The following is a 20,273-nucleotide window of genomic DNA, read 5'->3' on the forward strand; positions in this document are numbered from 1 at the left end:
GTTTTCTCCACAATAAAGGGAGCCCGAACATGTTCCGCCCCAAACTGCTGTTCACCAGCCTTGCCGCACTCGCCCTGGGCGCCTGCTCGCCCCAGGATCCACAAGCCGTGACCTCGGCGGCCATCGCCAAGCAGGTCATCCTGCCGACCTACAGTCGCTGGGTCGACGCCGACCGCCAGCTGGCCATTAGTGCCCTGGCCTTCTGTGAAGGCAAGGAAAGCCTGGACACCGCCCGGGCCGACTTCCTCCATGCGCAAAAAGCCTGGGCCGAGCTCCAGCCGTTGCTGATCGGCCCACTGGCCGAGGGCAACCGCTCCTGGCAGGTCCAGTTCTGGCCGGACAAGAAGAACCTGGTGGGCCGTCAGGTGGAGCAACTGGTCACCGCCAACCCGCAGATCGATGCCGCCGCCCTGGCCAAGTCCAGCGTCGTGGTGCAGGGACTGTCGGCCTACGAATACATCCTCTTCGACAGCAAGATCGACATGGCCGACAGCGCGCAGAAAGCCCGCTACTGCCCGCTGCTGACTGCCATTGGTGAGCGCCAGAAACAACTGGCCGAAGAAATCCTGTCGAGCTGGAACACCAACGACGGCATGCTCGCGCAGATGAGCAAGTTCCCCAACCAGCGGTACGCCGATTCCCACGAGGCCATCGCCGACCTGCTGCGGGTCCAGGTCACGGCTCTGGATACCCTGAAGAAGAAGCTCGGCACGCCGATGGGCCGTCAGACCAAGGGCATCCCGCAGCCGTTCCAGGCCGATGCCTGGCGCAGCCAGTCGTCCCTGCAGGGCCTGGAAGCCAGCCTCAGCGCTGCCCAGACGGTCTGGGCCGGGGTCGACAACAAGGGCCTGCGCGGCCTGTTGCCTGCCGATCAGAAGCCTCTGGCCGACAAGATCGACGCCGCCTACGCCGCCTCGCTGAAACTCTTCGCCAGCACCCAGCGCTCGCTGACCGAAATGCTCAGTGACGACGCTGGCCGCCAGCAACTCAACGACCTGTATGACAGCCTCAACGTGGTCCACCGCCTGCATGAAGGCGAATTGGCCAAGGCGCTGGGGATCCAACTGGGCTTCAACGCCAACGACGGTGACTGATGATGCTGCGACGTCAGGCTTTGGCGCTGGGCAGCCTGCTGCTCAGTGCGGTGACCTTGGGCGGCTGGACGCTGTTCAAGCAAAAGGGCAAACAGCCCCTGCTGCTTTCGGCCAGGGACGATGGTGACGGCAAGCATTACGCCGTCGGTTATCAACTGGACGGTAAACAGGTGTTTGCCACCCAGGTCGGCCAACGTTGCCATGACATCATCAACCACCCGCAACTGCCCATCGCCCTGTTCGTGGCGCGGCGCCCGGGCACCGAAAGCTACCTGATCGACCTGCGCAACGGCGCGCTCCTGCAGACCCTGACCGCGCAACCGGACCGGCATTTCTACGGACATGCGGTGATCCACAAGAGCGGCGAATGGCTGTACGCCACCGAGAACGATACCCGGGACCCGGGCCGGGGCCTGCTGGGTGTCTACCGCTTCGAGGGTGAGCGCCTGGTGCACAGCGGCGAGCTGTCCACCCATGGCATCGGCCCCCACCAGGTGTCATGGATGCCCGACGGGGAAACCCTGGTGGTGGCCAACGGCGGTATCCGTACCGAAGCCGAAAGCCGGGTGGAGATGAACCTTGACGCCATGGAACCGAGCCTGGTCCTGATGCAGCGCGATGGCACGCTGCTGAGCAAGGAAACCCTGGCCCAGCAGATGAACAGCGTGCGCCACATGGGCATTGCCGGCGACGGCACCATAGTCACCGGCCAGCAGTTCATGGGCGCCGCCCACGAATCCTCGGAACTGTTGGCGATCAAGCGTCCCGGCCAGCCTTTCGCCCCCTTCCCGGTAGCCCAGGAACAATTGCAGGCCATGGGGCACTACACCGCCAGCGTGGCAGTGCACAGCGACCTGCGGCTGGTGGCCCTGACCGCTCCCCGGGGCAACCGCTTCTTTATCTGGGACCTGGACAGCGGTGCCGTGCGGGTCGACGCCCCGCTGCCCGATTGCGCCGGTGTCGGAGCGGTAGCCGATGGCTTCGTGGTGACCTCGGGACAAGGTCGCTGCCGTTTCTACGACTGCCGCCAGACGCAGATCGTGGCCAAGCCCCTGGACCTTCCAGCGGGCCTGTGGGACAACCACCTGCATCTGATCTGATCATTTCCGGGCAAACAAAAGGCCTCGCATTGCGAGGCCTTTTTCTAGGGGCTGAACAAGCTTCAACTCTGGGGTTTCAATCCTTGAGCCATGCCGAACATGAACAGCAACAGGTCATGATCGGGCTTGACCGCCACAGAGGCTTTGGCCACCCGCGGCAACGGGCAATGGGCGTCTCCCTGGGCGCTCAGGACCTGCGTGCGCGGCTGCTCCCAGGCAGCTACGGCCAAAGAAGCGACTGCCAAGGCTCCTGCCAGGAACAAACCTCGTGCAATTTCTAGCTTCATCGCTATAAACCTTTGATGGGGCTGCCAAACACCGTCTTGTAAAAGTAGTAGAGCTTTTGCCAGTCCGCGTCATTCCACGACGAATGGCGACGCAGTTGCTTGAGGTCATGGGCCGCAGCCCGGCGGCTGCTCAAGCGCTGGCGGCATTTCTCGAAATCCAGCAGTGCGACTCGCACCTGAGCCTGCTCGCCCTCGCCGTCCACCCGTACGAAAACGTGCTTGGCGTACAGGCAACCATGTTGCCAGCGCCCCTTGTGCATGCGCGCCAGGGTCGCAGCCACTGCCTGCAACAAACGATCATGAAAGGCTTCACCGTGGCGCTCGCGCCCACCGGCGGCATACCAGTTGTCGACCTCCATGAAGCCCTCCAGCGCTGCGGTGACCAGCAACGCCTGCCATTGTCGCTCCGGGCCACGTCGGGCCCCGCAGAACACCAGTTCCGGGACCTCTACGTCCAGCAGGCGCAGGCCTTGCAGAGCTTCGCGCTCACGCAGGACCGTCGGTCGCCCGAAAGGGTGCAACCAACTGCGATGAATGTGCCCGATCTGCCGCTTGGCATAGAGCAGGCCGCCGCTACTGCTTTGAATGCGTTGGACGCCGCTCTCGCCGCCTCGACGCTGATTGGGTTCCTCGACCCATTCACCTTGTTTGTTCCAGAAGTATTCGAAGCAATCTGTGGGCGCGGCATCCAGTTCCGAAGCACATTCAACAGCCATCCTTTTACCTCTTGCGTAATACGTAGACCCGCCACATGGCGTAGAGCGGAAAGAAGTCCAGGTGTTCCTGGACACGAAAGCCGGCTTGCCTGAATTCTTCTTCGACCGTGGCCGCCGGTAACACGAAACGATTCTGGTAACCCTCCTGCCCAACTTCAGCCTGGCGCCTGCGCTCCATGCGCTTGCGTTTCCAGGCCTTGAAGTTGCCATCGACCCACAACGAGATGATCACGCTATCACGGCTGACCCGCTGAAACTCCCGTAGCAGCGCCATGCGGTGCTCCGCCTGGCCTATGTGGTGCAATAAACGCATGGAGAAAATGCAGTCCACGGCGTTGTCCGGCAAATCAATGGCAAACGCAGAGGTCTGCAAGGGCCGTACCCGTTTTACCACATCGGCCGGCTGGGCCACCGTGGCGGTACTCAGCATAGCTGCTGAATTGTCAGCGCCAATGATCACTCGATTGGTTTTTTCTGCCAGCAGAGGCCAGAAACGTCCGGCGCCGCAGGGCAGGTCCAGCACCAGCCCGGGTTCTCCCGCCAGAGACAGCGCAGTACGGGCCAATTGTTCGTCACGTTTGTGAGACAACTGCCGCGCCAGGCCATCCTGATGCTTGAGCAGGTATTCCTGGGCATGTTGGGCATCGTATTTGTCGGAAAATTCCAGCTTGATCGGCGTAGCCATCATCAAAGTCTCCTGTAACTGATGGCGCCACCTTAAGCAGCGACGTGTCAGCGACAGGTCATCCCTTTGTGAAAACTTCGTACCGTCCAACGAGGAAATATTTCAGGGTTTTACAGGCTGAGGACAGTGGCCTGGGGCCACTTAAGAGGAAAAAACGACAAGTGACCGGCCCCGTAGAACAGGGCCGGGAAAGAACAATCAGGCCTTGGCCGAGTTCAGTTGAACGAAAAAACGACAGCCATTGGGCGTCATGGTAGTGAGGCTGACAGTCCAGCCCTGGTTCTCACAGATCCGCTGCACCAGGGACAGCCCCAGCCCCAGGCCTTCCCCACGCTTTTCATCGCCCCGCACAAACGGCTGGAACATTGCCTCGCGCTTCTCCTCGGGAATGCCCACGCCGCTGTCCTCCACCACGAAGCCTTCCGGCAGCAGGGTCAGGCGAATGAACCCCTGCTCGGTGTAATGCAGGGCATTGCGCAGCAGGTTGCCCATCACCGCATGCAGGAAGGTCGCGTTGTAACGACTGTCACCCGGAGTTCCCGGCTCGAAGATCAGTTCGATTCCCTTGGCCTCGATGGCTTCTCTCCAGATCCCGATCAAGTCGCTGGCCGCCTGGCTCAGGGTCAACTGCGGCGACATGCTGGCGTCTTCACGCTGGGCCCGCGCCAACATCAGGAAGGTCTGAACCAGTTCGCGCATTTCTTCACAGGCGCGGGCTATGCGTTCGACCTGGGCCCGGCCACGGTGATCCAGGCCAGGATTTTCCAGCAGCAGTTCGCAGGAGGTGGCCAGCACCATCAATGGCGTGCGCAGCTCATGACTGACGTCACTGGTGAACAGCCGCTCGCGGCTCAAGGCCTGGCGCAAGCGCCCCAGGGTTGCGTCAAAGGCGATGGCCAGTTCGCCGACCTCGTCCGCGGCATAATCCGGCGCCAAGGGCGGGGCCAGCCCCAGCAACTGGTCCCGGTGACGCACCTGGCGGGCCAGGCGGACCACCGGCGCCATCACTCGGCGAGCCAGGACCCAGCCGAGAAACACCGCCAGCGCCAGGCTCAGGACAAAACCTACCAGCACCACGGCGAACAGCACCCGCTCGCGCTCTTCGAAATCGCTCTGGTCCTGCAGCAGCACATAGCGCCGACCGTCCACCACCTCGACCATGGCGTGATAGGACAACTCCTCGCGGAACACCTCGTGGAAACCCGGATCCAGATGGCGCAAATCCTTGGGCAGCTCGAAGTCGCCGCGCCCGCCACTGTAGTAGAACAACTGGTCGGGCTCGGGACGGTGACTCCAGTCGCCGACGTTATCCATCAGCAACAGGCGTTGCAGGTCACCGCCCAGGCCTGCGGAGATGAGCTTCTCCTCCACCAGGTGCACCGTCGCCACGATGCCCATGGCGAACGCCCCCGCCACCAGTGCACTCATCAACGCAAAGGCGATGATGATGCGCTGGGCAAGGCTCTGCTTAAACTCCATCTCGGCCCTCGGCCAGGCGGTACCCGACACCGTGCACGGTGTGCAGCAGCGGCTTGGCGAACGGCTTGTCGATCACCTGGCGCAATTGGTGAACGTGGCTGCGCAGGCTGTCGCTGTCCGGGCAATCGTCGCCCCACAGGGCTTCTTCGAGGATCTCCCGACGCAGTACATGGGGGCTTTTCTGCATCAGCACCGCCAGCAGCTTGAGGCCCACGGGGTTGAGCTTGAGCAAGCGGCCTTCGCGGGTGACCTCCAGGGTATCGAGGTCGTAGCTCAGGTCGCCAACCTGCAGCGACCGACGGCCACCACCCTGGGAACGGCGCATCACCGCCTCGATACGCGCCGCCAGTTCCGAGAGAGCGAAGGGTTTGAGCAGGTAGTCATCCGCCCCGGACTTGAAGCCCTGAAGGCGGTCGTCGAGCTGGTCGCGGGCGGTGAGCATGATCACCGGAGTATCACGCCGGGCGTCTTCGCGCAGGCGCTTGCACAGGGTATAGCCATCGATTCCCGGCAGCATGATATCGAGCACGATCAGGTCGTAATGCTCAGTGGCCGCCAGGTGCAACCCGGACAGGCCATCCTGGGCGCAATCCACGGTATAGCCCTTGAGCCCCAGGTAGTCAGCCAGGTTGGCGAGAATATCGCGGTTGTCTTCAACCAGTAGAATTCGCATCGGCACTCTCTCCGTACAGGGTTACGGCCATCTTGGCTCGCGCAGCTTAAGGCCAAGTCCGGCTCGCCGCCAGCCTTGTCGGCCGGTGCCTGGCAGAGTTTTCCCGAGCCTGGGGGCTTAACAATATTTTCACCAGCGGTTCACAAGCTGACTACAGGGACAACCTCAGACTGCGGGCCATTTGCCCCCAAGGAACACCCTCTGATGGATCTTCTCAAGACAGCTCCGGCGCGTTTCGTGCTGCTGCTGACCAGCACCTGGCTGGCGATTTTCCTGCTGACCCGCGGCATTTTGCTGCTCACCCACCTCGACGAAGCCGGTAGCGGCTGGCTGCCGCTATTTGGCGTCGGCCTGCTCTACGACCTGGGTTTCCTGGCCTATGCCGCCCTGCCCCTGGGCCTGTACCTGGTGCTCTGCCCACCCGCCCTGTGGCGTCGACGCGGCCACCGCTGGCTGTTGCAGGGCCTGTTCAGCCTGAGCCTGTTCGCCATGCTGTTCACGGCCGTGGCGGAGTGGCTGTTCTGGGATGAATTCGGCGTGCGCTTCAACTTCATCGCCGTCGATTACCTGGTGTACTCCGACGAGGTCCTCAACAACATTCTCGAGTCCTACCCGATCGGCCTTTACATGAGCCTGCTGGCCCTGGCGGCAATCGCCCTGAGCCTGGCCCTGCGCAAGCCCCTGAAGGCTGCGCTGGATGCGCCCTTGCCGCCTCCGCGTGGCCGCCTGCTCAGTGCCCTCGGCCTGCTGCTGGTGGTCGGCGCCAGCCTGCAACTGCTCAGCCAGGACAGCCCGCGCAGCCAGGGCGGCAACGCCTATCAGAACGAACTGGCGAGCAACGGCCCCTATCAGTTCTTTGCCGCCTTTCGTAACAACGAACTGGACTACCAGCAGTTCTATCGCAGCCTGCCCGCCGATGTGGTGGCCCGCCAGATGCGCGCCGAACTGAATGAACCCAATGCCCGCTTCATCGGAAAGGACCCGCTGGATATCCGGCGCGCCATCGACAACCCGGGGGCTCCACGCACCCCCAACATCGTCCTGGTGACCATAGAGAGCTTCAGCGCCAAATACATGGGCAGCAACGGCGACGACCGCAACCTGACCCCGAACCTGGATGCGTTGCGCGCACAGAGCCTGTACTTCAACAACTTCTACGCCACCGGCACCCGCACCGACCGCGGCCTGGAAGCCATCACCCTGGCGATTCCCCCCACCCCGGGGCGCTCCATCGTCAAGCGCATCGGTCGTGAAAGTGGTTTCGCCAGCCTTGGCCAGCAACTGCGGTCCGTGGGTTACGACAGTGTGTTTGTCTATGGCGGCCGGGGTTACTTCGACAACATGAACGCCTTCTTCAGCGGCAACGGCTACCGCGTGGTGGACCAGAGCAGCGTCGAGGAATCCGAGATCCACTTCAAGAACGCCTGGGGCATGGCCGACGAAGACCTTTACACCCAGACCCTGAAGCTGGCGGACGCCGACTACGCACAGCAGCGGCCCTTCCTGTTGCAACTGATGACCACCTCCAACCATCGCCCCTACACCTATCCCGATGGCCGGATCGACATCAAGTCCGGCAAGGGCCGGGACGGCGCGGTCAAATACACCGACTACGCCATTGGCGAGTTCCTCAAGGCAGCCCGCCAGAAGCCCTGGTTCGACAACACCATTTTCGTGTTTGTCGCCGACCACACCGCAGGCAGCGCGGGCAAGGAAGACCTGCCCATCAGCAACTATCAGATTCCGTTGTTCATCTATGCGCCCAAGTTGATTCCGGCGCGGGAAAATGCACAGCTGGCCAGCCAGATCGACCTGGCGCCAACCCTGCTGGGCCTGTTGAACCTGGACTACGAGTCGACCTTCTTCGGACGCAACCTGCTGCAGGACAACCCCCTGCCTCCCCGGGTGCTGGTGGGCAACTATCAGCACCTGGGCCTGTTCGACGGCCAGGACCTGGCGATTCTCAGCCCGCGCCAGGGGTTGCGCCGGCATGACCAGGCCCTGGGCGCCAGCCAGGAATCCCGGGTAGCGGACAGCGATCCGTTGATCCAGCGCGGCATCAGCTACTACCAGAGCGCCAGTTATGGCTTCAAGCAGCAATTGCTGGGCTGGAAGGCGCCCAAGGCCTCGGCCGCCGAGCTGAGCCAGCGCTGAGGCCTTTCGCGGGCAAGCCCGCTCCTACACCAGTTGCATCGCTGTAGGAGCGGGCTTGCCCGCGAAGGAGCTGTCCCCATATCCCAGGCATAAAAAAGCCCCGCCGGCTTTCACCGGCGGGGCTTTTTCAGTACAGGGGTAAGGCTGGCTTACATCATGCCGCCCATGCCACCCATGCCGCCCATGTCTGGCATGCCGCCAGCTGCAGGCTTGTCTTCCACGATTTCAGCAACAGCGGCTTCGGTGGTCAGGATCAGACCGCCGATGGACGAAGCTGCTTGCAGCGCGGAACGGGTTACCTTGGTTGGATCCAGGATGCCCATTTCGATCATGTCGCCGTATTCGCTGGTAGCAGCGTTGTAGCCGAAGTTGCCGGCACCCTGCTTGACCTTGTCCACGACAACGCTTGGCTCGTCACCGGAGTTGGCAACGATCTGGCGCAGTGGAGCTTCGATAGCGCGACGCAGTACAGCGATACCCACGTCCTGGTCGGCGTTGTCGCCTTTCAGGTCGTTGATGCCTTGCAGAGCACGGATCAGGGCTACGCCACCGCCAGGTACCACGCCTTCTTCAACGGCTGCACGGGTAGCGTGCAGGGCGTCTTCAACGCGGGCCTTCTTCTCTTTCATTTCAACTTCGGAGCCAGCGCCAACCTTGATCACTGCAACGCCGCCGGACAGCTTGGCCAGACGCTCTTGCAGTTTTTCACGGTCGTAGTCGGACGAAGTGTCGGCGACTTGCTGACGGATCTGAGTCACACGAGCCTGGATGTCCGCTTCAACGCCAGCACCGTCGATGATGGTGGTGTTTTCTTTGGACAGGATCACTCGCTTGGCGTTACCCAGGTGCTCCAGGGTGGTGCTTTCCAGGCTCAGGCCGATCTCTTCGGAGATGACGGTACCGCCGGTCAGAACGGCGATGTCCTGCAGCATGGCCTTGCGACGGTCGCCGAAGCCAGGTGCCTTGACGGCAGCGACTTTGACGATGCCACGCATGTTGTTCACAACCAGAGTCGCCAGGGCTTCGCCTTCAACGTCTTCAGCCACGATCAGCAGTGGGCGGCCGGCTTTGGCAACGGCTTCCAGCACTGGCAGCATTTCGCGGATGTTGGAGATCTTCTTGTCCACCAGCAGGATCAGCGGGCCGTCGAGTTCGGCGACCATGGTGTCCGGCTTGTTGATGAAGTAAGGGGACAGGTAGCCGCGGTCGAATTGCATGCCTTCTACGACAGACAGTTCGTTTTCCAGGCCCGAGCCTTCTTCAACGGTGATCACGCCTTCTTTACCGACTTTTTCCATGGCTTCGGCAATGATGTCGCCGATGGAGTTGTCGGAGTTGGCGGAGATGGTGCCGACCTGAGCGATGGCTTTGGAGTCAGCGCATGGCTTGGACAGACCCTTCAGTTCTTTGACGATGGCGATGGTCGCCTTGTCGATACCGCGTTTCAGGTCCATCGGGTTCATGCCGGCAGCGACGGCTTTCAGGCCTTCGTTGACGATCGACTGAGCCAGAACGGTAGCGGTGGTGGTGCCGTCGCCAGCGTCATCGTTGGCACGGGAGGCAACGTCTTTGACCAGCTGCGCGCCCATGTTTTCGAAGCGATCTTTCAGCTCGATTTCTTTGGCAACGGAAACGCCGTCCTTGGTGATGGTCGGAGCGCCGAAGCTCTTCTCGATGATCACGTTACGGCCTTTCGGGCCCAGGGTCGCTTTTACTGCGTCAGCCAGAACGTTGACACCAGTGAGCATTTTCTTGCGGGCGGAATCGCCGAATTTAACTTCTTTAGCAGCCATGATCGATATTCCTTAAATACTGTGTAGTAGCGGGAAAATACGCGGGAAATCAGCCTTCGATAACAGCGAGAATCTCGTTCTCGGCCATTACCAGCAGATCTTCGCCATCGACTTTCACGGTGTTGCTGCCGGAGTACGGGCCAAACACCACTTTGTCACCCACTTTCACGGCCAGCGCACGTACTTCACCGTTGTCCAGCACACGGCCGGTACCTACAGCGACGATTTCGCCACGGTTAGGTTTTTCAGCAGCCGAACCAGGCAGAACGATACCGCCGGCAGTTTTCGATTCTTCTTCGCTGCGACGGATGACGACGCGGTCATGCAGAGGACGAAGCTTCATTGTCGATCTCTCCTAATTGTGGTTTTCAACGGCCGGTGTCGATACCGGCGGGTTAGCAAATCCGGCTTTGCCGGGTGCGGCTCGACAAGCGAGCCGCGGAAGTCTGTCTGGTGTCAGCACCAGAAACCTTGCGGTGACCGTTACATAAGGGCGCATAAGGTTATTACAAGGGCTGGCCGATGAAATTTTTTACATCGCTGGCGCCAAAACGAACACGGCACCCGAAGGTGCCGTGAGACGTGAGCTTCTGACTCAGGAGTCGCGGTGCTCGAATTCGCCTTCGATCACGTTGGGCTCGCGGCCCAGCGGCTGCTGGGGCGCAGGGCCGCCACGGGCGGCACGCATGTCGTCGGCAAAGGCGCGCTGGCGCAGGGCCTGCTCCTCGGCACGCTGGCGCATTTTATTGGCCAGCAGGCGACGGCTGATCGGCAACAGCATCAGCAGGCCGAACACATCGCTGATGAAACCCGGCAGGATCAGCAAACCACCACCCAGGGCCAGCATCAGGCCCTCGAGCATTTGCTGGGCCGGCAGCTCACCGCGATTGAGGCTTTCACGGGCACGCAGTGCCGTGGCCAGACCGGCCACGCGCAACACCAGCACACCGAGCATCGAACCGAGAATGATCAGCAGCAGCGCCGGGAAAAACCCGATGGCCGCGCTGACCTTGACGAAGACGAACAGCTCGAGCACCGGGAAAAGTAAAAAGAGCAACAGAAAAGGGCGCATCAAATGGTTTCCTCTGCGGAAGAATGCCTTCCAGTAGACCGTAAATGACGTCGCCAATTCGTGAATTCAAGCACCCAGGGGCGGATTTTTCGGCCATTGATCAGCTCGGGCCAGGAAAACCAGGGCCTCGCGTACTTGTGTCGGCGTATTGCAAGGCGCCTGGAAGGGCAGCCAATACAACGCCTGGCCGATGCGCAGATGCATGCCTTCGGTATCGATCCCGGCCATCTGCGCCGGCGCGTTGTCCGGCAACCCGGTCAACTGGACATAGTGGGCAATGGCCTTGGCATGGTCGCTGTTCATGTGTTCCACCATGCTCAGCTCGGCCTTTCCGGCGAAGGGGTTGGCCAGGGTCAGTTGGTCGACCCAGTGGATCGCCCCGAAGCCGCCGATGTAGCGGTGGCGTACCGGCTTGAGCACCCAGAAATCGAAGTCATGGGCCTTGTGGTAGTTCTGCGACTCGGGAAAGTAACGGTAGTAACGCTCGGCTGCGGCGTCGATGGCGGCCTCGTCCTCGAGCTTCTCAGCCTCGGCCAGGTAGGTCAGGCGACCGACTGCCTGCACGTCATCGGCATCGCGCTCACCCACCAGCAGCGAGCACTTGGGATCCTTCTGCAGGTTGTGGGTGTGCTGGGCGATACGGCTGATCAGGATCAGCGGCCGGCCCTCGGCGTCCAGGCAATAGGGCACCACGGACCCGAAGGGAAATCCCGGCATGGCCTTGGAGTGAGTGGACAGCACCCCGCGATATTCCTTGAGCAGCAGTTCTCGTGCATTCTTGGCAGCTTCAACGCTCACTTTATGACTCCTTATGTAGAATCCGTCGAAAACGGACGGGCGCCTGGAGCATTGCTCCAGCTACGCCAACAGGGCAATTCTCATCTGCAGCCAGGCCAGGTCCGGCAGCCGAGCGAGGGTTCCCGAAAAGGACTCCCCTCAAGACCAGCTAGCGGGACATGCGAATGCAACTCACTGACAAAGTAATCATTATCACTGGCGGTTGCCAAGGTCTGGGCCGCTCCATGGCCGAGTATTTCGCAGCCAGGGGCGCGCGGCTGGCGTTGGTCGATCTGAACCAGGAAAAGCTCGACCAGGCTGTCGCGGCGTGCAAGACCCACGGCGTCGAAGCCCGTGCCTATCTGTGCAACGTCGCCGATGAAGAGCAGGTGAACCACATGGTGGCCCAGGTGGCCGAGGACTTTGGCGCCATCCACGGCCTGATCAACAACGCCGGGATCCTGCGCGACGGCCTGCTGGTCAAGGTCAAGGACGGCCAGATGACCAAGATGAGCCTGGCCCAGTGGCAGGCGGTGATCGACGTCAACCTGACCGGGGTCTTCCTCTGTACCCGGGAAGTGGCGGCGAAGATGATCGAGCTCGGAAACAACGGCGCGATCATCAACATTTCTTCGATCTCCCGCGCCGGCAATATCGGCCAGACCAACTATTCCGCAGCCAAGGCCGGGGTCGCGGCAGCCACGGTCACCTGGGCCAAGGAGCTCGCGCGTTACGGTATCCGCGTGGCGGGCATCGCCCCGGGCTTTATCGAAACCGAAATGACCCTGGGCATGAAGCCCGAGGCCCTGGAAAAGATGACTGCCGGTATTCCCCTCAAGCGCATGGGCAAGCCGGAAGAGATCGCCCACTCGGCGGCCTATATCTTCGAGAACGACTACTACACCGGGCGCATCCTGGAAATGGACGGCGGCCTGCGGGTCTGATCCTGCCGTCGCAACGGGAGGAGCCGGCTTGCCGGCGAAAGCGATCTTGAGGACGCCTTCGCCGGCAAGCCGGCTCCTAGCATGACTCACCCGCCTGGGGCTTCAGTCGTCGCTGATGGTGATGTTGGGCATCGCCGGGGCGGCCGCTTCTTGCAAGACAATGCGCGCGCCCACATGCCGCGCCAACTCCTGATAGACCATGGCGATCTGGCTTTCCGGCTCGGCGATCACCGTCGGCTTGCCGCCGTCGGCCTGCTCGCGGATCAGCATCGACAGTGGTAGCGAGGCCAGCAGCTCGACGTCGTACTGGCTGGCCAGCTTCTCGCCACCGCCTTCGCCAAACAGGTGCTCGGCATGGCCGCAGTTGGAGCAGATGTGCACCGCCATGTTCTCCACCACGCCCAGCACCGGGATATTGACCTTGCGGAACATCTCCACGCCCTTGCGCGCATCCAGCAGAGCCAGGTCCTGGGGCGTGGTGACGATCACCGCACCGGCCACCGGGACTTTCTGCGCCAGGGTCAGCTGGATGTCGCCGGTGCCTGGCGGCATGTCGATCACCAGGTAGTCCAGGTTGCCCCAGTCGGTCTGGGTCACCAGTTGCAGCAAGGCCCCGGAGACCATAGGACCGCGCCAGACCATCGGCGTGTTGTCATCGGTGAGGAAGGCCATGGACATGACCTCCACGCCGTGGGACTCGATCGGCACGAACCACTTCTGGTCCTTGATCTTCGGACGGGTGCCTTCGGCGATGCCGAACATGATGCCCTGGCTCGGGCCATAGATGTCGGCGTCGAGAATCCCCACCTTGGCGCCTTCGCGGGCCAGGGCCAGGGCCAGGTTGGCCGCGGTGGTGGACTTGCCCACACCGCCCTTGCCGGAAGCCACCGCCACCACGTTCTTGACGTTGGCCAGGCCCGGGATCTGCGCCTGGGCCTTGTGCGCGGCAATGACGCTGCTGATCTCGACCTTGGCCGAGCTCACGCCGTCCAGGCCCTCGATGGCCAGTTGCAGCATCTGCGCCCAGCCACTCTTGAACAGGCCGGCGGCATAACCCAGTTCCATGCGGACCGTAACCCGGTCGCCCTGGACCTCGATGTCCCGCACGCAGCCGGCGCTGACCGGGTCCTGGTTCAGGTAAGGGTCGGTGTATTGACGAAGGACGGCTTCCACCGCTGCGCGATTGACGGCGCTCATGGGCAACTCCGATAACAAGACAGGAAAATCAGCCGGCTATCCTACGCCGCCGACTCCTTCGTGGCGAGAAAGCTTGCTGCGCACAATGTGCCTGGAAGGGTGAAAATTCCGCTCCGGCGCTTTATAGTGGCCGACCTCCGTTTCATCAAGTAGCCGAGCCCCATGTCCGAGCCACGCAAGATCCTCGTCACCAGCGCCCTGCCCTATGCCAATGGTTCCATCCACCTTGGCCACATGCTTGAGTACATCCAGACCGACATGTGGGTGCGCTTCCAGAAGCTACGCGGCAACCAATGCATCTATGTCTGCGCGGACGACGCACACGGCTCGGCCATCATGTTGCGCGCGGAGAAGGAAGGCATCACCCCGGAGCAGTTGATCGCCAACGTGCAGGCTGAACACTGCGCCGACTTTGCCGAGTTCCTGGTGGATTTCGACAACTTCCACTCCACTCACGCTGAAGAAAACCGTGAGCTGTCGAGCCAGATCTACCTCAAGCTGCGGGACGCCGGGCACATCGCCACGCGCTCCATCACCCAGTATTTCGACCCGGAAAAGAAAATGTTCCTGGCCGACCGCTTCATCAAGGGCACCTGCCCGAAATGCGGCACCGAGGACCAGTACGGCGACAACTGCGAAAAATGCGGTGCCACCTATGCCCCGACCGACCTGAAGGATCCTAAGTCGGCGATCTCCGGCGCCACTCCGGTGCTCAAGGACTCCCAGCACTTCTTCTTCAAGCTGCCGGACTTCCAGCAGATGCTGCAGAGCTGGACCCGCAGCGGCACCCTGCAGGACGCCGTGGCCAACAAGATCGCCGAGTGGCTGGACGCCGGCCTGCAGCAGTGGGACATCTCCCGCGATGCACCGTACTTCGGCTTCGAGATCCCGGATGAGCCGGGCAAGTACTTCTATGTGTGGCTGGACGCGCCGATCGGCTACATGGCCAGCTTCAAGAACCTCTGCAGCCGTCGTCCGGAACTGGATTTCGACGCCTTCTGGGGCAAGGACTCCACCGCCGAGCTGTATCACTTCATCGGCAAGGACATCGTCAACTTCCACGCCCTGTTCTGGCCCGCCATGCTCGAAGGCGCCGGCTATCGCAAGCCGACCGGCATCAACGTCCACGGCTACCTGACGGTCAATGGCCAGAAGATGTCCAAGTCCCGTGGCACCTTCATCAAGGCCCGCACCTACCTGGAGCACCTGTCACCGGAATACCTGCGCTACTACTACGCGTCCAAGCTGGGCCGTGGTGTCGACGACCTGGACCTGAACCTCGAAGACTTCGTGCAGAAGGTCAACTCCGACCTGGTGGGCAAGGTGGTGAACATCGCCAGCCGTTGCGCCGGCTTCATCCACAAGGGCAATGCCGGGGTGATGGTGGACAGCAATGCCGCCCCCGAGCTGACCGAGGCTTTCCTGGCCGCGGCGCCAAGCATCGCCGACGCCTATGAAGCCCGTGACTTCGCCCGGGCCATGCGCGAGATCATGGGCCTGGCCGACCGCGCCAACGCCTGGATCGCCGACAAGGCTCCATGGTCGCTGAACAAGCAGGAAGGCAAGCAGGATGAAGTCCAGGCCATCTGCGCCACTGGCATCAACCTGTTCCGCCAGTTGGTGATCTTCCTCAAACCGGTGCTGCCACTGCTGGCTGCCGATGCCGAGGCCTTCCTCAACGTGGCCCCGCTGACCTGGAACGACCACCAGCAACTGCTGGCCAACCATCAGCTCAACGAATTCAAGCCGCTGATGACGCGGATCGACCCGGTAAAAGTGCAAGCCATGACCGATGCCTCCAAGGAAGACTTGGCCGCCAGCCAGACCGACACCGGTGGCCCTAAAGGCAACGGTGAACTGGTGAAGGACCCGCTGTCCGCGGAAATCGACTTCGATGCCTTTGCCGCCATCGACCTGCGTGTCGCCCTGATCGTCAAGGCCGAAGCCGTGGAAGGTGCCGACAAGCTGCTGCGCCTGACCCTGGATATCGGCGACGAACAGCGCAACGTGTTCTCCGGCATCAAGAGCGCCTACCCTGATCCGTCCAAGCTCGATGGCCGCCTGACCATGATGATCGCCAACCTCAAGCCACGGAAAATGAAGTTCGGCATCTCCGAAGGCATGGTGATGGCTGCCGGCCCTGGCGGTGAAGAAATCTACCTGCTGAGCCCGGACAGCGGCGCCAAGCCCGGCCAGCGGATCAAGTAAGGCTGCAGGCTGGACCCCATCCCCCCGTTGCGCCCGGCGCAGCGGGGGGATTTGCATATCTGGCGGGCCCTGCGCCGACGCTGGAGTTTGCCTACTCTTGAAGGACAGCCTGCCCGTACCGGCCCCGACCATGACCGACTTCCTCCTCGCCCTTGTCAGCACTGCCCTGATCAACAACTTCGTGTTGCAGTGGCCGCTGGGCGTCGACCCGCTGCTGCAGGCCCCAGCCGATGGCGCTCGGCTTCGGATCCATGCGCTGGGCCTGGCAACGACGGTCTTGATGCTGGTCAGTTGCGTACTCGGCCATGTTCTCTATCGTGGTGTGCTGGTGCCCTCGGGGCTGCAGTCATTGCAGCTGTTTGCCTGGCTGTCCCTGAGTGTGCTGCTGATCGGGCCGGCGCTACACTGGCTGCCCCGGGCCCTGCCCAGTTTGCCATTCGATGGCCTCTGGCCCTTGTTGCTGGCCAATGCCGGGATGCTCGGCCTGCTGTTGATCGCCAGCGGGGAAAACCTTGGGCTGGCACCCCTCGGCGCCATGAGCCTGGGTGCCGGGCTGGGCTTCTGGTTGGTACTGAGCCTGTTCAATGACCTGCGCCAGCGTATTTCCACCAACGATATTCCCCTGCCCTGGCAAGGCCTGCCGATCGACCTGATCAGCGCCGGCCTGCTGGCAGTGGCGTTTTTCGGCTTCAACGGACTGCTCAAGACATGAGTCTGATTCAACGCATCGACGCCCTTCTGCCCCAGACCCAATGCGGCAAGTGCGGCCACGCCGGATGCAAACCCTACGCCCAGGGCATCGCCAGTGGCGAGGCCATCAACAAGTGTCCGCCAGGGGGCCAGGAAACCATCGCCGGCCTGGCACAACTGCTCCAGTTGCCGGTGGTGGAACTGGACCACAGCCGTGGCGAAGCCCCGGCGCAGATCGCCCATATCCGCGAGGCCGAATGCATCGGCTGCACCAAGTGCATCCAGGCCTGCCCGGTGGACGCCATCGTCGGCGCGGCGAAGCTCATGCACAGCGTATTGATCGACGAATGCACCGGCTGCGACCTCTGTGTGGCGCCCTGCCCGGTGGATTGCATCGACATGCTGCAGTTGCCCATGGCCCGAGTGCTGCCCATTGTCGGCGGCCTGGCCAGCAGCCCCGAGCAGTTGCAGGCTCGCACCGCCAAACGCGATCACGCCCGGCGCCGCTTCGAGCAGCGCAATGATCGCTTGCAGCGCGAAGAGGCCCGGCGCCTGGCCGAACGTCAGGCCAGGGCCCAGCGCGCCACCCAGGCCAGCGACGCCAGCCAGGATCCGGTTCAGTCGGCTATCGAGCGGGTCCGCGCACAGAAAGCCGCGGCGGCCGATGCCGCCTTGAAAAAGGCCAAGATCGAGCTGGCCATGAGTCGCGCCCAATTGCACAAATCCCTCAAGGCCTTCGGTCATCCGCCGACCTTCGAGCAGCAATCGCAGTTGATCGTCCTGCAGCGCCAGTTCGAAGTAGCGGAGCAGGCACTGGCCCAACTGGAAGCCCAGGCGCCTCCACCGACCGCGCCGGTGGCCCGGGATGCCGACCTAAAGCGAGCCAAGATCCAGTTGGCGATGCGCCGCGCCGAACTGAAAAAGGCCCAGGCCGCAGCAGCCCCCGAAGCCGAACTGCAAACCCTGGCCGCGGCCCTGGCGGCGGCCGAACAGGCGCTGCACGCCGCGGAAGACGCCAGTGGCAAACCGGCACCAGTACTGGAGCGGATCGAGAAACGCCCGATCGCCCCACAACTGCGACAACTGAAGACCGAACTGGCCTACGCCCGAGCCGAACTGAGCAAACTGCAACGCCAGACCGATACCAGCAGCGAACAACTGGCCCAGGCCCAAGCCCGCCTGAGCGAAGCCGAGCGCCAGGTAAACGCCCATGACGTGCCCTGAAACAGTCGACCCGCGCCTGCGCCAGGCCATGCAGCGCGTGCTGCTGGCCACGCTGCCGGGGCTGCTGGTACTGCTGTGGTTGTATGCCTGGGGGCCACTGCTGAATCTACTGCTGGCAGCCAGTGGGGCCCTGGCCATGGAAGCCTTGGTGCTGTTCCTGCGGCGGCGTCCCCTGCAACCTGCCCTCAGCGATGGCAGTGCGCTGGTCAGTGCCACCTTGCTGGCCCTGGCCCTGCCACCCTATTGCCCCTGGTGGCTGCCGCTGAGCGCTGCTGCCAGCGCCGTGCTCTTGGGCAAGCAGGTGTACGGCGGTGTCGGCCAGAACCCCTTCAACCCGGCGATGTTGGGTTATGCACTGGCCCTGCTGTGCTTCCCGCAATCCATGACTCACTGGCCCGCGCCCCATGCCCTGGACCTGCTCGGCGGGCTGCAGCAGGTATTCGGCCTGGGAGGCAACCCGCCCCCGGACGCCTGGGCCCAGGCCACGGCGCTGGACAGCCTGCGGATCAACAAGAGCCTGACCGTCGATGAACTCTTTGCCGGCAACCCCGCCTTCGGTCACTTCGGCGGCCGTGGTGCCGAGTGGGTCAACCTTGGATTTCTGGCTGGCGGCCTGTTTCTGCTGCAACAGCGGGTCATCGGCTGGCAAGCGCCCGTGGGCATGCTTGGCAGCCTGCTGCTGATCAGCCTGCTGTGCTGGAACGGCAGCGGCTCCGACTCCCACGGTTCGCCGCTGTTCCACCTGCTCAGCGGCGCCAGCATGCTCGGCGCGTTCTTTATCGTCACCGAGCCGGTATCCGGCCCCAAGGCCGCCAAGGCCCGACTGCTGTTTGGCGTTGGCGTTGGCCTGCTCACCTACCTGATCCGCACCTGGGGTGGCTACCCCGACGGGCTCGCATTCGCCGTGCTGCTGATGAACCTGGCGGTACCGGCCCTGGAGCGCCTGAGCTCCGAAAAACCGGGGGAGCGCCCCTCATGAAAGGGGCTCGCAGCCTGTTGCTGCTGATGCTGCTCGGCTCCCTGGGCATCGGTGCCACCCTGTGGCTGCAATATGCCGCCACTCCACGCATAGAAGCCGAACAACGGGCCTTGCAGGCACGCAAGCTGTTGGATGTGCTGCCCGCCGGCAGCTATGACAACCAGCCCCTGGACCAGCCATTGCCCTTGGCCGATGGGCAACTGAGCAACAGTCGCCTGCTCGATGGCTACCTGGCCACCCGCAATGGCCGGCCCAGCGCCGTGCTGCTGCGCAGCCAGGTCACAGGCTACGCCGGCCCCATCGAGTTGCTGATCGCTATCGACAGCCAGGGGCGCCTGTTGGGCAGCAAGACCCTCCGGCAGGATGAGACTCCGGGGCTGGGAGCACGTATCGCCAGCTGGCCCAATGCCTGGCTCCAGGGGTTTTCAGGAAAATCCCGCAATGATCCGGGCGACAGCGCCTGGGCCTTGAAAAAGGACAACGGGCAGTTCGATCAGATTGCCGGCGCCACCATCACTTCCCGTGCGGTGATCAGTGCCTTGCATGATGCCTTGCGCTACTTCGACGAACACCGCGGACAACTGCTCCCTGGAACGCCTCATGAATAAGCCGCTGTCATTGCCGGGGCTGCTGATGCTGCCACCCCTGATCGGGGCTACGGACTCCTGGGTCAAGGCAATCGGCCTGGCCCTGGCCTGGGTATTGCTGATCGGCCTCTACGGCGCCGGCATGCGCTTGCTGCGTCCGCCCATCGAGGCCCGCCACCACTGGCTGGCCAGCCTGCTGCTCAGCGCCAGCCTCGGCAGTTGCCTGTGGCTGGCGCTGCAGGCCTGGAGTTATGAGCTGCACCAGCAATTGAGCCTGTACCTGGGCCTGCTGCCCCTGCAATGCGTGGTACTGGAACAGGCGGGCTTCTTCCAGCACCGCAACCGACTGCGCCTGGCCGGCGCTTTCTGTGTGGCCCTGATCGGCCTGGGTGCCCTGCGCGAGCTGCTGGGCGCTGGTACGCTGGGCAGCCATCTGGGCTGGCTTGTCGGCCAGCCGGATGCAGGCAATGGCTGGGTCGTGCTGCCACATGGGGGGCTACGCCTGCTGACCCTCGCCCCCGGCGGTTTTATCCTGCTGGGTGCGCTGCTGGCCGCAAAACGAGCCTGGGCCGGCTCCTGGACCTTAAACCGACCGCCTTCGAGGAAATGAATCA

The 20,273-nt window shown here is 62.8% G+C and carries 20 protein-coding genes; 10 read left to right on the forward strand and 10 right to left on the reverse strand.

Annotated elements, in window-relative coordinates; genetic code table 11:
- Positions 1-29: 29 nt before the first annotated feature.
- Both ACUXVH_RS18910 and ACUXVH_RS18915 read left to right on the forward strand, forming a co-directional pair.
- Positions 30-1,094, forward strand: a complete 1,065-nt coding sequence (locus ACUXVH_RS18910) for an imelysin family protein (RefSeq protein WP_011063084.1) — start codon at positions 30-32, stop codon at positions 1,092-1,094.
- 2 nt (positions 1,095-1,096) lie between these two features.
- Positions 1,097-2,194, forward strand: coding sequence for a DUF1513 domain-containing protein (locus ACUXVH_RS18915; protein ID WP_015636803.1), 1,098 nt, complete (start codon positions 1,097-1,099; stop codon positions 2,192-2,194).
- Positions 2,195-2,256: 62 nt separating this feature from the next.
- On the opposite strand, the gene ACUXVH_RS18920 is transcribed toward ACUXVH_RS18915, so the two are convergent.
- From ACUXVH_RS18920 to colR, 5 genes are all read right to left on the reverse strand, one after another.
- A complete protein-coding gene (locus ACUXVH_RS18920; protein WP_041119677.1) occupies positions 2,257-2,481 on the reverse strand; it encodes a hypothetical protein in 225 nt (74 codons plus the stop codon).
- 2 nt (positions 2,482-2,483) lie between these two features.
- Positions 2,484-3,197, reverse strand: coding sequence for a lipopolysaccharide kinase InaA family protein (locus ACUXVH_RS18925; protein ID WP_011063087.1), 714 nt, complete (start codon positions 3,195-3,197; stop codon positions 2,484-2,486).
- A 4-nt stretch (positions 3,198-3,201) separates the two neighbouring features.
- Positions 3,202-3,882, reverse strand: a complete 681-nt coding sequence (locus ACUXVH_RS18930; RefSeq protein WP_065365517.1) for a class I SAM-dependent methyltransferase — start codon at positions 3,880-3,882, stop codon at positions 3,202-3,204.
- 198 nt (positions 3,883-4,080) lie between these two features.
- On the reverse strand, positions 4,081-5,361 hold the full coding sequence (locus tag ACUXVH_RS18935) for a sensor histidine kinase (protein WP_065365284.1): 1,281 nt from the start codon (positions 5,359-5,361) through the stop codon (positions 4,081-4,083).
- The gene (gene colR, locus ACUXVH_RS18940) at positions 5,351-6,034 is read right to left on the reverse strand and encodes a two-component system response regulator ColR (protein ID WP_011063090.1); all 684 of its coding nucleotides are present in this window, start codon (positions 6,032-6,034) and stop codon (positions 5,351-5,353) included. Before colR ends, ACUXVH_RS18935 begins: the two co-directional genes overlap by 11 nt.
- A gap of 204 nt (positions 6,035-6,238) precedes the next feature.
- Between colR and ACUXVH_RS18945 the strand changes: the two genes are divergently transcribed.
- Positions 6,239-8,188, forward strand: a complete 1,950-nt coding sequence (locus ACUXVH_RS18945; RefSeq protein WP_065365283.1) for an LTA synthase family protein — start codon at positions 6,239-6,241, stop codon at positions 8,186-8,188.
- A gap of 149 nt (positions 8,189-8,337) precedes the next feature.
- Here the strand turns inward: ACUXVH_RS18945 and groL are convergent, their stop codons facing one another.
- The 4 genes from groL to ACUXVH_RS18965 all read right to left on the reverse strand — a co-directional run bounded on the left by groL (position 8,338) and on the right by ACUXVH_RS18965 (position 11,851).
- Positions 8,338-9,981, reverse strand: a complete 1,644-nt coding sequence (gene groL, locus ACUXVH_RS18950; protein WP_011063092.1) for a chaperonin GroEL — start codon at positions 9,979-9,981, stop codon at positions 8,338-8,340.
- Between the two features lie 49 nt (positions 9,982-10,030).
- Positions 10,031-10,324 (reverse strand): co-chaperone GroES, encoded by a 294-nt coding sequence (locus tag ACUXVH_RS18955; protein ID WP_011063093.1) that lies wholly within the window; start codon positions 10,322-10,324, stop codon positions 10,031-10,033.
- Between the two features lie 252 nt (positions 10,325-10,576).
- Complete coding sequence (locus ACUXVH_RS18960; RefSeq protein ID WP_011063094.1) at positions 10,577-11,053, reverse strand: FxsA family protein; 477 nt, start codon at positions 11,051-11,053, stop codon at positions 10,577-10,579.
- Positions 11,054-11,119: 66 nt separating this feature from the next.
- On the reverse strand, positions 11,120-11,851 hold the full coding sequence (locus ACUXVH_RS18965; protein ID WP_047337666.1) for a HugZ family pyridoxamine 5'-phosphate oxidase: 732 nt from the start codon (positions 11,849-11,851) through the stop codon (positions 11,120-11,122).
- A gap of 164 nt (positions 11,852-12,015) precedes the next feature.
- Between ACUXVH_RS18965 and ACUXVH_RS18970 the strand changes: the two genes are divergently transcribed.
- Complete coding sequence (locus ACUXVH_RS18970) at positions 12,016-12,774, forward strand: SDR family oxidoreductase (protein ID WP_011063096.1); 759 nt, start codon at positions 12,016-12,018, stop codon at positions 12,772-12,774.
- A 102-nt stretch (positions 12,775-12,876) separates the two neighbouring features.
- Here ACUXVH_RS18970 and apbC read toward each other — a convergent pair whose 3' ends face one another.
- A complete protein-coding gene (apbC, locus tag ACUXVH_RS18975; protein ID WP_011063097.1) occupies positions 12,877-13,971 on the reverse strand; it encodes an iron-sulfur cluster carrier protein ApbC in 1,095 nt (364 codons plus the stop codon).
- Positions 13,972-14,133: 162 nt separating this feature from the next.
- Here apbC and metG point away from each other — a divergent pair, with 162 nt between their 5' ends.
- The 6 genes from metG (at position 14,134) to ACUXVH_RS19005 (ending at position 20,269) form a co-directional block, all read left to right on the forward strand.
- The gene (gene metG, locus ACUXVH_RS18980; RefSeq protein ID WP_015636808.1) at positions 14,134-16,179 is read left to right on the forward strand and encodes a methionine--tRNA ligase; all 2,046 of its coding nucleotides are present in this window, start codon (positions 14,134-14,136) and stop codon (positions 16,177-16,179) included.
- Positions 16,180-16,309: 130 nt separating this feature from the next.
- The gene (locus ACUXVH_RS18985; RefSeq protein ID WP_065365516.1) at positions 16,310-16,891 is read left to right on the forward strand and encodes an Rnf-Nqr domain containing protein; all 582 of its coding nucleotides are present in this window, start codon (positions 16,310-16,312) and stop codon (positions 16,889-16,891) included.
- Positions 16,888-18,093, forward strand: a complete 1,206-nt coding sequence (locus tag ACUXVH_RS18990; RefSeq protein ID WP_065365282.1) for an RnfABCDGE type electron transport complex subunit B — start codon at positions 16,888-16,890, stop codon at positions 18,091-18,093. The genes ACUXVH_RS18985 and ACUXVH_RS18990 overlap by 4 nt, the downstream gene beginning before the upstream one ends.
- Complete coding sequence (locus ACUXVH_RS18995; RefSeq protein ID WP_065365281.1) at positions 18,080-19,072, forward strand: RnfABCDGE type electron transport complex subunit D; 993 nt, start codon at positions 18,080-18,082, stop codon at positions 19,070-19,072. Before ACUXVH_RS18990 ends, ACUXVH_RS18995 begins: the two co-directional genes overlap by 14 nt.
- On the forward strand, positions 19,069-19,680 hold the full coding sequence (locus tag ACUXVH_RS19000) for an RnfABCDGE type electron transport complex subunit G (protein ID WP_065365280.1): 612 nt from the start codon (positions 19,069-19,071) through the stop codon (positions 19,678-19,680). Before ACUXVH_RS18995 ends, ACUXVH_RS19000 begins: the two co-directional genes overlap by 4 nt.
- Positions 19,673-20,269 (forward strand): Rnf-Nqr domain containing protein, encoded by a 597-nt coding sequence (locus ACUXVH_RS19005; RefSeq protein ID WP_041119686.1) that lies wholly within the window; start codon positions 19,673-19,675, stop codon positions 20,267-20,269. Before ACUXVH_RS19000 ends, ACUXVH_RS19005 begins: the two co-directional genes overlap by 8 nt.
- Positions 20,270-20,273 lie beyond the last annotated feature (4 nt).

The organism is Pseudomonas sp. 8(2025) (genome assembly GCF_052665325.1).

Bases quoted from the DNA above. Each gene is read 5' to 3' on its own strand.
- ACUXVH_RS18910 (WP_011063084.1), top strand. From the start codon at position 30: ATGTTCCGCCCCAAACTGCTGTTCACCAGCCTTGCCGCACTCGCCCTG.
- ACUXVH_RS18915 (WP_015636803.1), top strand. From the start codon at position 1,097: ATGCTGCGACGTCAGGCTTTGGCGCTGGGCAGCCTGCTGCTCAGTGCG.
- ACUXVH_RS18920 (WP_041119677.1), bottom strand. From the start codon at position 2,481: ATGAAGCTAGAAATTGCACGAGGTTTGTTCCTGGCAGGAGCCTTGGCA.
- ACUXVH_RS18925 (WP_011063087.1), bottom strand. From the start codon at position 3,197: ATGGCTGTTGAATGTGCTTCGGAACTGGATGCCGCGCCCACAGATTGC.
- ACUXVH_RS18930 (WP_065365517.1), bottom strand. From the start codon at position 3,882: ATGGCTACGCCGATCAAGCTGGAATTTTCCGACAAATACGATGCCCAA.
- ACUXVH_RS18935 (WP_065365284.1), bottom strand. From the start codon at position 5,361: ATGGAGTTTAAGCAGAGCCTTGCCCAGCGCATCATCATCGCCTTTGCG.
- colR (WP_011063090.1), bottom strand. From the start codon at position 6,034: ATGCGAATTCTACTGGTTGAAGACAACCGCGATATTCTCGCCAACCTG.
- ACUXVH_RS18945 (WP_065365283.1), top strand. From the start codon at position 6,239: ATGGATCTTCTCAAGACAGCTCCGGCGCGTTTCGTGCTGCTGCTGACC.
- groL (WP_011063092.1), bottom strand. From the start codon at position 9,981: ATGGCTGCTAAAGAAGTTAAATTCGGCGATTCCGCCCGCAAGAAAATG.
- ACUXVH_RS18955 (WP_011063093.1), bottom strand. From the start codon at position 10,324: ATGAAGCTTCGTCCTCTGCATGACCGCGTCGTCATCCGTCGCAGCGAA.
- ACUXVH_RS18960 (WP_011063094.1), bottom strand. From the start codon at position 11,053: ATGCGCCCTTTTCTGTTGCTCTTTTTACTTTTCCCGGTGCTCGAGCTG.
- ACUXVH_RS18970 (WP_011063096.1), top strand. From the start codon at position 12,016: ATGCAACTCACTGACAAAGTAATCATTATCACTGGCGGTTGCCAAGGT.
- apbC (WP_011063097.1), bottom strand. From the start codon at position 13,971: ATGAGCGCCGTCAATCGCGCAGCGGTGGAAGCCGTCCTTCGTCAATAC.
- metG (WP_015636808.1), top strand. From the start codon at position 14,134: ATGTCCGAGCCACGCAAGATCCTCGTCACCAGCGCCCTGCCCTATGCC.
- ACUXVH_RS18985 (WP_065365516.1), top strand. From the start codon at position 16,310: ATGACCGACTTCCTCCTCGCCCTTGTCAGCACTGCCCTGATCAACAAC.
- ACUXVH_RS18990 (WP_065365282.1), top strand. From the start codon at position 16,888: ATGAGTCTGATTCAACGCATCGACGCCCTTCTGCCCCAGACCCAATGC.
- ACUXVH_RS18995 (WP_065365281.1), top strand. From the start codon at position 18,080: ATGACGTGCCCTGAAACAGTCGACCCGCGCCTGCGCCAGGCCATGCAG.
- ACUXVH_RS19000 (WP_065365280.1), top strand. From the start codon at position 19,069: ATGAAAGGGGCTCGCAGCCTGTTGCTGCTGATGCTGCTCGGCTCCCTG.
- ACUXVH_RS19005 (WP_041119686.1), top strand. From the start codon at position 19,673: ATGAATAAGCCGCTGTCATTGCCGGGGCTGCTGATGCTGCCACCCCTG.